Origin of the sequence: Citrobacter sp. wls826 (assembly GCF_005281245.1) — a bacterium.
Taxonomy (GTDB): Bacteria; Pseudomonadota; Gammaproteobacteria; order Enterobacterales; family Enterobacteriaceae; genus Citrobacter; species Citrobacter braakii.
Genome location: NZ_SZWS01000053.1, coordinates 112,385 through 122,162, shown reverse-complemented (window position 1 = coordinate 122,162; position 9,778 = coordinate 112,385). Strand labels below are relative to the sequence as shown.

11 protein-coding genes are annotated in these 9,778 nt (G+C 52.3%); 4 read left to right on the top strand and 7 right to left on the bottom strand.

Annotation, left to right across the window (positions count from 1 at the left end; genetic code table 11):
- Positions 1-53: 53 nt before the first annotated feature.
- Complete coding sequence (locus tag FDW87_RS13040; RefSeq protein WP_016154915.1) at positions 54-764, bottom strand: DUF3053 domain-containing protein; 711 nt, start codon at positions 762-764, stop codon at positions 54-56.
- 380 nt (positions 765-1,144) lie between these two features.
- On the opposite strand from FDW87_RS13040, the gene FDW87_RS13035 reads away from it, so the two are divergent.
- From FDW87_RS13035 to cueP, 3 genes are all read left to right on the top strand, one after another.
- Positions 1,145-1,435, top strand: coding sequence for an HTH-type transcriptional regulator (locus FDW87_RS13035; protein ID WP_137379822.1), 291 nt, complete (start codon positions 1,145-1,147; stop codon positions 1,433-1,435).
- Positions 1,436-1,714: 279 nt separating this feature from the next.
- The gene (gene cspA, locus FDW87_RS13030) at positions 1,715-1,927 is read left to right on the top strand and encodes an RNA chaperone/antiterminator CspA (RefSeq protein ID WP_000014594.1); all 213 of its coding nucleotides are present in this window, start codon (positions 1,715-1,717) and stop codon (positions 1,925-1,927) included.
- Between the two features lie 187 nt (positions 1,928-2,114).
- On the top strand, positions 2,115-2,654 hold the full coding sequence (gene cueP, locus FDW87_RS13025) for a copper-binding periplasmic metallochaperone CueP (protein ID WP_104651747.1): 540 nt from the start codon (positions 2,115-2,117) through the stop codon (positions 2,652-2,654).
- A 63-nt stretch (positions 2,655-2,717) separates the two neighbouring features.
- Here the strand turns inward: cueP and glyS are convergent, their stop codons facing one another.
- The 3 genes from glyS to FDW87_RS13010 form a co-directional block, all read right to left on the bottom strand.
- On the bottom strand, positions 2,718-4,787 hold the full coding sequence (gene glyS / locus FDW87_RS13020) for a glycine--tRNA ligase subunit beta (protein ID WP_016157728.1): 2,070 nt from the start codon (positions 4,785-4,787) through the stop codon (positions 2,718-2,720).
- Positions 4,788-4,796: 9 nt separating this feature from the next.
- Positions 4,797-5,708 (bottom strand): glycine--tRNA ligase subunit alpha, encoded by a 912-nt coding sequence (gene glyQ / locus FDW87_RS13015; RefSeq protein WP_001168551.1) that lies wholly within the window; start codon positions 5,706-5,708, stop codon positions 4,797-4,799.
- Positions 5,709-5,803: 95 nt separating this feature from the next.
- Positions 5,804-6,112: a YsaB family lipoprotein gene (locus FDW87_RS13010; protein ID WP_016154920.1), complete on the bottom strand. Its 309-nt coding sequence runs from the start codon at positions 6,110-6,112 to the stop codon at positions 5,804-5,806.
- A gap of 173 nt (positions 6,113-6,285) precedes the next feature.
- On the opposite strand from FDW87_RS13010, the gene FDW87_RS13005 reads away from it, so the two are divergent.
- Positions 6,286-7,281, top strand: a complete 996-nt coding sequence (locus FDW87_RS13005; RefSeq protein ID WP_016157729.1) for an acyltransferase — start codon at positions 6,286-6,288, stop codon at positions 7,279-7,281.
- 40 nt (positions 7,282-7,321) lie between these two features.
- On the opposite strand, the gene yiaA is transcribed toward FDW87_RS13005, so the two are convergent.
- The 3 genes from yiaA to xylB all read right to left on the bottom strand — a co-directional run bounded on the left by yiaA (position 7,322) and on the right by xylB (position 9,749).
- Positions 7,322-7,759: an inner membrane protein YiaA gene (yiaA, locus tag FDW87_RS13000; RefSeq protein WP_016154922.1), complete on the bottom strand. Its 438-nt coding sequence runs from the start codon at positions 7,757-7,759 to the stop codon at positions 7,322-7,324.
- A gap of 24 nt (positions 7,760-7,783) precedes the next feature.
- Positions 7,784-8,128, bottom strand: a complete 345-nt coding sequence (yiaB, locus tag FDW87_RS12995) for an inner membrane protein YiaB (protein ID WP_137379821.1) — start codon at positions 8,126-8,128, stop codon at positions 7,784-7,786.
- Positions 8,129-8,294: 166 nt separating this feature from the next.
- Positions 8,295-9,749 (bottom strand): xylulokinase, encoded by a 1,455-nt coding sequence (gene xylB / locus FDW87_RS12990; RefSeq protein ID WP_019078074.1) that lies wholly within the window; start codon positions 9,747-9,749, stop codon positions 8,295-8,297.
- Positions 9,750-9,778: the final 29 nt, after the last annotated feature.

Here is a 9,778-nt window from a genome sequence, read left to right as displayed (position 1 = left end):
AGGCCGGGTAGCACTTACGCTTACCCGGCCTTTTATGTATTACAGCGCCTTCATTACTGAGCGGCATTCACCGCAGCAGTCCAGGCCTGATTAAATGCCTGATGCTGAGAGGCCAACGGGCCAATCAGAGTGTTGTACTGACTTGCCTGCTGTGAAGTTGGGAACTGGATACCGTTAGCGACAAAGCTCACCTGCGTATCCTGCTGTGCCACAAAATCACCGACCTGCACTAACTGCTGCGTGAAGATTTGCGCGGCAGGGATCAGCGGCTGTAGCGCCTCTGAAGGTACAGTGACGACTTTATTGTAGACCTGGTCAAAGACCGGCTTCAGATCCTCGCCCTGCTTCAGCGCGCCATGCGCAGCATCTGCCTGCAGTTTCGCATTCTGCAACTGTTGCCCTAATACGCCCAACGCACCATTTGCCTGACGCAGCGGTTCACGCTGAGTCACATAATCCTGAGGAACACGAATCGCATTTACGCTATCAACCACCGGGCGCAGACCGGAGTCCATTGCCTGATTAACCTGCTGCGAATAGCCATACAGAATCGCGTAATCGGACACAAACGGGCCAAACTGTTTTTTCTGATCGGCGGTCAGCGTTGGTAAACGCTCTCCGCTACGCATTGCAGTATTCTGCAGAAAATCGATAAACGCTTTGCGTTGATCGCCTTCTTTATCAAAACACCCACTCAGGCCAACTACCATTAAGAGCGCCAAAACAGGCGCAAACCAGCGAGAGCAGGACTTACCTGTCGCCATTTTAATACTCCTTTCACCCAAAAATGCGCACAACGACACCCGCGTGCCTGACGTTGACAAGGATAGTCCAGGTCAGCCCCGCAAGATACCCTTTCCGCGTAATCTTGTGGGGGAAAATAACCGCTCCCGCCACCCATCGTTTTGCTAAACAATGCGCCATTTACCACACGACGTCATATTTTAGTCATCTTTACAATTGGGATCGATCGTTCGCAGATCCCGACCTTTATCAGTTCGTTAGCCTGCAAAAGATTGTCGACCCCGATCCGCTGAAACGAATCCATCACGCAAACCTAAAATCCGGCTTCATTTTTTCCGACTACTCTTAATGAGCTTCGATGAAATTCACGATCCCGCTGTGTGATTTGTAGGAGTTCTCAATGGAATACAAAGATCCTATGTTTGAACTGCTGAGCAGTCTGGAGCAGATTGTTTTTAAAGATGTATCGCAGACGGTTACTCTGACGCAAAAAACCAACCCTTTCACCGAATTTGAACAGCTACGACGAGGGACAGGTTTAAAAACAGTTGATTTTGCCCGAGTGATGGGCGTGACAGTCGCGACGGTTCATGAATGGGAGTCTAAACGCGTAAAGCCTTCCAATACCGAATTGAAGTTAATGCGCCTGATTCAGGCAGACCCAAGATTAAGTAAGCAACTGATGGATTGAACTATTTTTCAATTTTACTTATGAACGGTCCTGTAAAAGGGCCGTTCCCTTAAGGGGGTTATCCACAAAAAAGAAAATAGTAGTTGCATCCACATGCGTAAAATGAGTTAATGCCCTCAACGGTTTGACGTACAGACCATTACAGCAGTTAGTAAGGCAAGTCCCTTCAAGAGTTATCGTTGATACCCTTCGTAGTGAGCATTTCCTTTACTGTTAAAAAATCTGTAAAGCACGCCATATCGCCGAAAGGCACACTTATTTTTTAAAAGGTAATACACTATGTCCGGTAAAATGACTGGTATCGTAAAATGGTTCAACGCTGACAAAGGTTTCGGCTTCATCACTCCTGACGATGGCTCTAAAGACGTGTTCGTACACTTCTCTGCTATCCAGAACGATGGCTACAAATCTCTGGACGAAGGTCAGAAAGTTTCCTTCACCATCGAAAGCGGCGCTAAAGGCCCGGCAGCTGGCAACGTAACCAGCCTGTAAGCTTAAAAAGCTCAAAATTCTGAATCCCTGCCAAACGGCGGGGATTTTTTTTATCTGTACTTCGCAAGACTCCCCGCCCAAACGCTTCTTTGCATTACTTTACCCGTCCTCCCTTTGACCTTTCCCTAAGGGCAAGCTTTATAGTGAGCCAGTCTGTATTCCACAATATTCACAAGGAATTGAAGCTATGTCGAAATCCTCACTGCTGCTGGTTTTAGGTTTGCTCACAACCGGTAGCGCGTTCGCAGCAACTCCGGAAGCTGCTTTTCTGGCGGAACACGGGCTCAGCGGTAAATCCGTCGAGCAAATCGTCGAGACCATTGACCAGTCGCCACAGAACCGCCCGCTGCCGTACTCAGCATCTATCACCAGTACCGAACTGAAGCTCTCTTCGGGCGATCAGATTTATACCCTACCGCTCGGTGACAAGTTCTATCTGTCATTTGCCCCCTATGAATGGCAAACACATCCTTGCTTCAACCACAGCCTTTCTGGCTGCCAGGGCGAAATGCCGGAGAAGGCATTCAATGTCAAAGTGACGGATAACAAGGGTGAGGTGATGGTACAAAAAGTGATGAAGAGCGGTCGAAATGGCTTCGTCGGGGTATGGCTACCGCGCAATATGGCAGGCACAATCGCGGTAAGTTACAACGGTAAAACGGCAGAGTATCCCATCAAGACGATGGAAGACAGCCAGACCTGTCTGACAAAATTACAGCTGCGCTAACAACATACAAAAAAGCCGGATGGCACAATGCTTATCCGGCTTTTCTAAGTCAGCTCAGGAGCGTTACTGCAGCAGAGAAATATCCGCTACGCGCAGGAACAGTTCGCGCAGTTTTGCGAGCATAGACAGACGGTTAATACGCAGATCTTTATCTTCCACGTTGACCATCACTTTCTCGAAGAACGCATCAACCGGTTCACGCAGTTCCGCCAACTCAACCAGCGCTTCCTGGTAACGACCAGCTGCAAAGACAGGCTCCAGCTTATCGCGCAGCACCACAACCTGCAGCGCCAGCGCAATTTCTTCCGGCTCTTTCAGCGTTGCCGAATTTACGCGGTCATTCAGCGTCTCTTCAGACTTCGCCAGGATGTTCGATACACGCTTGTTCGCTGCAGCCAGCGCGGACGCGGCTTCCAGCGTACGGAAGTGCGAAACCGCCTTCATACGTGCGTCGAAATCAGCCGGACGAGTCGGACGACGCGCCAGTACTGCCTGAATGGTATCGACGGTGTAACCTTCATCCTGATACCAGGCGCGGAATCGACCGAGCATAAAGTCGATCACATCATCCACCACGTTGGCGTTAGTCAGCTTGTCGCCATACAGACGAACCGCTTCTTCGGTCAACGTTTGTAGATCCAGATTCAGGTTCTTCTCAACGATGATACGCAGTACGCCCAGCGCGGCACGACGCAGCGCAAACGGGTCTTTGTCGCCTTTCGGATGCTGACCGATACCGAAGATACCCGCCAGTGTGTCCATCTTATCGGCAATCGCCACGGCACAGGCAACCGGGTTAGACGGCAGGTCATCACCGGCAAAACGCGGCTGATACTGCTCGTTCAGCGCCACAGCGACATCTTCCGCTTCACCATCGTGACGCGCGTAGTGCATGCCCATCACGCCCTGGGTATCGGTGAACTCGAAGACCATGTTGGTCATCAGGTCACACTTGGACAGCAGGCCAGCACGCGTTGCGTGGTTAACGTCAGCGCCAATCTGACCAGCAATCCAGCCCGCCAGCGCCTGGATACGGTCAGTCTTGTCGCGCAGCGTACCCAGTTGCTGTTGGAACAGCACGGTTTGCAGACGCGGCAGATGGTCTTCCAGACGTTTTTTACGGTCAGTATTGAAGAAGAATTCGGCATCCGCCAGACGCGGACGAACCACCTTCTCGTTACCGGAGATGATTTGCTGCGGGTCTTTGGATTCGATGTTGGCAACGAAGATAAAATTCGGCAGCAGTTTGCCGTCGTTCGCGTATACCGGGAAGTACTTCTGGTCACCTTTCATGGTGTGAACCAGCGCTTCGGACGGAACAGCGAGGAATTTCTCTTCGAACTTCGCGGTCAGCACGACCGGCCATTCCACCAGCGAGGTGACTTCTTCCAGCAGGCTTTCACTCAGATCGGCGTTGCCGCCAATTTTACGCGCCGCGTCTTCGGCATCGGCTTTGATTTTGGCTTTACGCTCAGCGTAATCCGCAATCACTTTGCCGCGCTCACGCAGAATTTCTGGGTACTGATCGGCATTATCGATGGTGAACTCCGGCTCGCCCATAAAGCGATGCCCGCGGATCACGCGATCGGACTGAATACCCAGAATAGTTGCCGGAATAACTTTATCGCCCAGCAGCAGCGTCACGGTGTGAACCGGACGCACGAAGTGAACGTCAGACGCGCCCCAGCGCATCAGTTTCGGGATCGGCAGCTTCGCCAGTGAGGTGGCGATCATATTCGGCAGCAACGCTTCAGCGCTTTCGCCTTTCACATGCGCGCGATACAGCAGCCACTCGCCTTTGTCGGTGGTCAGACGCTCAGCCTGATCAACCGTGATGCCACAGCCACGCGCCCAACCTTCGGCCGCTTTGCTCGGTTTACCTTCGGCATCAAACGCCTGGGCGATAGCCGGGCCGCGTTTTTCTACTTCACGGTCGGGTTGTGCTTCAGCCAGGGCAGCGACTTTCAACGCCAGACGACGCGGCGCGGCGAACCACTCCACGTTGCCGTGCGCGATGCCAGCATTATCCAGCTCCGCGGTAAAGTTCGCAGCAAAGGACTCAGCCAGGCTGCGCAGTGCTTTTGGTGGCAGCTCTTCAGTGCCGATTTCCACCAGAAAAGTTTTCTCAGACATGGCCGCCTCTTATTTGTCTTTGTTGCACATCGGGAAGCCAAGGGCTTCACGGGAAGCGTAGTAAGCTTCTGCCACTGCTTTGGTCAGGGTGCGAATACGCAGGATATAGCGCTGACGCTCGGTGACGGAGATGGCTTTACGCGCATCCAGCAGGTTGAAGCTATGGGCGGCTTTCAGAATACGTTCATACGCAGGCAGCGGCAGCGGATTTTCCAGCGCCAGCAACTGCTGCGCTTCTTTCTCGTACTGCTCGAAGCAGGTGAACAGGAAGTCCACGTCGGCGTATTCGAAGTTGTAGGTGGATTGCTCCACTTCGTTCTGATGGAACACGTCGCCGTAAGTGGTTTTACCCAGCGGGCCGTCGCTCCAGACCAGGTCGTAAACGCTGTCTACGCCCTGAATGTACATGGCCAGACGTTCCAGACCGTAGGTAATTTCCCCGGTCACTGGTTTACATTCCAGACCACCAACCTGCTGGAAGTAGGTGAACTGCGTGACTTCCATGCCGTTCAGCCACACTTCCCAACCCAGACCCCAGGCACCCAGCGTTGGGTTTTCCCAGTTATCTTCCACGAAACGGATATCGTGAATGGTCGGGTCCATACCCAGCTCTTTCAGAGAACCCAGGTACAGCTCCTGAATGTTGTCCGGAGACGGCTTAATCACTACCTGGAACTGATAGTAGTGCTGTAAGCGGTTCGGGTTTTCGCCATAGCGGCCGTCGGTCGGACGACGAGAAGGCTGCACATAAGCAGTCGCCATCGGTTCCGGCCCCAGCGCCCGCAGGCAGGTCATTGGGTGAGATGTCCCCGCGCCGACTTCCATGTCCAATGGTTGAACGATGGTGCAGCCCTGGCGAGCCCAGTAATCCTGTAAGGTCAGGATCAAGCCCTGGAAGGTCCTGGTATCAAACTTTTGCATATTATTTCGTGCTGGATACGTGTGGATTTAAAGGAAGCGGTCAGTATACCCGCTGGCTGCAAGATATACAGTACGAAACGGGAAAAAGGGGGAACTTAGCGCATGGAAAGGTGTAAAAACTGCCCGTCTGCATCAAAAGAGCAAACAAAACTCTCTTTACGGAAGGTAGAACCACGCATCTCATAGCTGCCCTGGAATTGTTCCAGACCGGAGATATCAATTTTCTGCACTCCAGTGTTGTAGATTTGTGCCGCCTCATTTTTACATAGTGACTCCATATCCAGCGAACGTGTTGCACTGACTTTGATCTTTTGCGCCTTCTGCGCAGGTGCAGGCGGCTGGGTGTCGGCGCACGCAACCAGTAAAAGGGTAACGATCGCGGAAAAGAAATACTTCATCATCATTTTATTACCGCCTGGTTTGCTGGTCAGTCTTATTATTAAGTGTCTGGAAACGGATGCTATTTTGAGAATCTCATCAGACCATCTCAAGCTTTAGCGTAAGAACTCGGATTTTTCCAGTGAGCTACGCTCGCAAATTTTCGGTCAGACTTTTTTTAATGGATACAGAGGAACTGATGCAGCCCAAAATATTCTGGATTGATAACCTGCGCGGGATAGCCTGTCTCATGGTTGTGATGATCCACACCACGACCTGGTACATCACCAATGCGCAAAGCGTCAGCCCATTGAATTGGGATCTGGCCAATGTGCTCAATTCAGCTTCTCGCGTCAGCGTCCCGTTGTTCTTTATGATTTCGGGCTATCTGTTTTTTGGCGAGCGCAGCGCCAAGCCGCGCCATTTCATGCGCATTGCGCTCTGCATCCTGTTTTACAGCAGCGTGGCGCTGGCCTACATCCTGCTGTTTACCTCGATCAACGCTGAGCTGTCGCTGAAAAACCTGCTGCAAAAGCCGGTGTTCTATCACCTGTGGTTTTTCTTCGCGATCGCCGTAATCTACCTGGTTTCCCCGCTGATACAGGTAAAAAATATCAGCGGCAAGATGCTGCTGGCGCTTATGGTGGTGATTGGGGTGATTGCCAATCCCAATACCGTCTCACAAAAAATTGGCGGTTTTGAGTGGCTTCCCATCAACCTGTACATCAGTGGCGACACGTTCTACTACATCGTGTACGGTATGCTAGGCCGAGCGATTGGTATGATGGATACGCACAAGCGCGCACTTACCTGGCTCTGTGCGGCGTTGTTTATCATCGCAGTGTTTATTATTTCTCGAGGCACGTTGCATGAACTGCGTTGGCGAGGCAATTTTGCCGATACCTGGTATCTCTATTGCGGCCCGGCGGTGTTTATTTGTGCTGCCTCCCTCCTGACGCTGGTCAAAAATACGCTCAGTACGCGCACTCTGCCGGTACTGGGCCTTATTTCCCGCCACTCCCTGGGCATTTATGGCTTTCATGCGCTGATCATTCACGCGCTACGCACCAACGGTGTAGAACTCAAAAACTGGCCGCCGCTGGATATGCTATGGATTTTTAGCGCCACGCTGGCGGGAAGTTTACTGTTGTCTGTATTGTTGCAGCGCATCGATACGCGCAGACTGGTGAGCTAACAATAAAAGCCCTCGATCGGTAACCATCGAGGGCATACGATCACTCCGTAAAATCGTCTGCGACTGCCAGCGTTTCTTTTGGATGCTCAAAGCCACTATCACGGATATTTTTCTGCACCGCAACGGTACCAAACAGGCTTAAAAAGAAGGCCAGGCCGTAAAACCCTTTCTCGTTTAGCAGCAGCGTGGCATTCCACAAACCGATAACCAACAATGCAACCGCAATAATAAACGCGGCAAGACAGGTTATGTAGTAAATCGGCGTAGTCGGGATCCCCTCATATTTATCCCGTACCGTCTTTTGATACGACGCAGCAGAAAACAAACCAAGCACCAAAACAGCAAAGTAATACCCCTTTTCGTTCAACTGCATATCGGCATTCCACAACCCCAGCAGATAAACCACAATGCCGCCGAGAAGCGCGACCCATGACACAATACTAAATGCCGGTGAATAAGTTGATGTCCTGTTTTCCATTTAGAATTCCGGTCCTTTAGATAACTATTCTGCTGAACGCATGAGTAAAACTTGCCCCAGTAAACATACGATGAATGCCAGCGGGAACAGCCCCTTTTCGAGGGGTGATAATGGGACATTCAATACGCCCACCAACAGCACCCCTACCGTGATGAGCGCCACCATCTGACATACAGAGGCGAAGTGTTCATCGTTCTGATTGAGATTTTCTGCACGCTGATAAACGTACGTCACAAACATTCCCGTCATCAGCACGGCGAAAAAATAGCCTTTGCTACTCAATAACGGGCATGCCCGCCATAAGCCAATAACGTAAATAAATGCACCAGAGAAGAATAATATCCATGGCAACAGCCTTGTCGTCTTCATTGGGACCTCCTTATCCATCATGGATACAATATGAATAACCCACTAAAGACAACACAGAAAAGGCCACTACGCCGGACTTTCAGAATAAATTCATGCGCGCTAATTATTAATTAGATTGAAATATATATTTGATAAATCCCCGCTGTTTACCAGAGGGGATTTAGGGTCAGGACATCAGCGGGTGTAATTGCTGATAGATTCGGCGGAAGGTTTCCCGACGCTGTTGGTAAAGGGCATGGCGCTCGGCATCAGGATAATGCGCCTGCTCCAGCGTAAGCTGAGGTAGAAGGTCTGATAATGGCTGCTGCGGATTAATGGCAATCTGCGCCAGACGCGCCGCACCGAGAGCAGGACCAACATCGCCGCCGGTACGGTAATCCAACTGCAATCCGCTGATGTCAGACAGCATCTGACGCCAGTATTCGCTGCGCGCCCCGCCGCCAATCAGCGTAATGCTGGAGGGCTGCACGCCGCAGGCGTGTACCACGTCCATACCCTCAGCCAATGCAAAACCAACGCCTTCCAGCACCGCCTGTGCCAGCTCCGCCGGACCATGCTGATGCGTCAGACCGAAAAATACGCCCTTTGCCTGCGGGTTGTTGTGCGGCGTACGTTCACCGGACAGATAGGGTAAAAACCAGACCGGCTCAGCGTGTTCATCCGCCTGTTGCGCTGCGGCAATCAACGCAGGAACGCTCGCCAGTCCGGTTAATTTTGCCGCCCAGTCCAGGCAGGATGCCGCACTTAGCATCACAGACATCAGGTGCCATCGTTCAGGCAAGGCATGGCAAAAGCTATGGACCGCGCTTTCCGGTTTGCTGAGAAAGCCGTCGCTGACCGCAAAATAGACCCCGGAAGTACCCAGCGATAGCATCGCCTGACCGGCATTCATCATGCCCACGCCAACCGCCCCCGCTGCGTTATCCCCACCTCCGGCGACCACCGCAACCTCCTGCATTCCCCAGGCCCTGGCGACTGCTGGCAACAATGTTCCGGTAATCTCACTGCCTTCATAGAGCGCAGGCATATGCGCACGAGTCAGCTTACAGGCTTCCAGCATGACATCACTCCAGTCACGCTTCGCAACATCCAGCCACAGGGTACCAGCCGCATCAGACATATCGCTGGCGAAATCGCCGGTCATACGCAGGCGCAGGTAATCTTTCGGCAGCAGGACTTTATCAACCCGGCTAAAAATCTCCGGTTCGTGGCGCTGTACCCACAGCAGCTTTGGCGCGGTAAAGCCAGGCATCATCAGGTTGCCGGTGATGGCACGAGACTGCGGAACCAGGCTCTCCAGCATGACGCACTCTTCGGCGCAGCGACCATCGTTCCACAGGATAGCCGGGCGTAATACCTTCTGTTGTGCATCCAGTAGCGTCGCGCCGTGCATCTGTCCGGCAATTCCCAACGCTTTCACCTCGCGAAGTGAATGCTGCCGACCCAGGGCTTTCACAGCGCGATCCGTTGCCAGCCACCACTGTTCTGGGTCTTGTTCTGACCATAACGGGTGCGGGCGCGAAACGGTGAGTTTCTCTGTTTGCGAAGCGACCACATCGCCCTGCTCATTGAGCAGAATGGCCTTTACGCCTGATGTGCCAAGATCTATCCCGATATACATAGGGCATCGTTCCTTAAAGAAAGGCCCGG

What these genes read in the sequence shown, in the direction of transcription:
- xylB (WP_019078074.1), bottom strand. Translation starts at nt 9,749, where the DNA reads ATGTATATCGGGATAGATCTTGGCACATCAGGCGTAAAGGCCATTCTG.
- cspA (WP_000014594.1), top strand. Translation starts at nt 1,715, where the DNA reads ATGTCCGGTAAAATGACTGGTATCGTAAAATGGTTCAACGCTGACAAA.
- yiaA (WP_016154922.1), bottom strand. Translation starts at nt 7,759, where the DNA reads ATGGAAAACAGGACATCAACTTATTCACCGGCATTTAGTATTGTGTCA.
- FDW87_RS13040 (WP_016154915.1), bottom strand. Translation starts at nt 764, where the DNA reads ATGGCGACAGGTAAGTCCTGCTCTCGCTGGTTTGCGCCTGTTTTGGCG.
- yiaB (WP_137379821.1), bottom strand. Translation starts at nt 8,128, where the DNA reads ATGAAGACGACAAGGCTGTTGCCATGGATATTATTCTTCTCTGGTGCA.
- FDW87_RS13005 (WP_016157729.1), top strand. Translation starts at nt 6,286, where the DNA reads ATGCAGCCCAAAATATTCTGGATTGATAACCTGCGCGGGATAGCCTGT.
- glyQ (WP_001168551.1), bottom strand. Translation starts at nt 5,708, where the DNA reads ATGCAAAAGTTTGATACCAGGACCTTCCAGGGCTTGATCCTGACCTTA.
- FDW87_RS13035 (WP_137379822.1), top strand. Translation starts at nt 1,145, where the DNA reads ATGGAATACAAAGATCCTATGTTTGAACTGCTGAGCAGTCTGGAGCAG.
- cueP (WP_104651747.1), top strand. Translation starts at nt 2,115, where the DNA reads ATGTCGAAATCCTCACTGCTGCTGGTTTTAGGTTTGCTCACAACCGGT.
- glyS (WP_016157728.1), bottom strand. Translation starts at nt 4,787, where the DNA reads ATGTCTGAGAAAACTTTTCTGGTGGAAATCGGCACTGAAGAGCTGCCA.
- FDW87_RS13010 (WP_016154920.1), bottom strand. Translation starts at nt 6,112, where the DNA reads ATGATGATGAAGTATTTCTTTTCCGCGATCGTTACCCTTTTACTGGTT.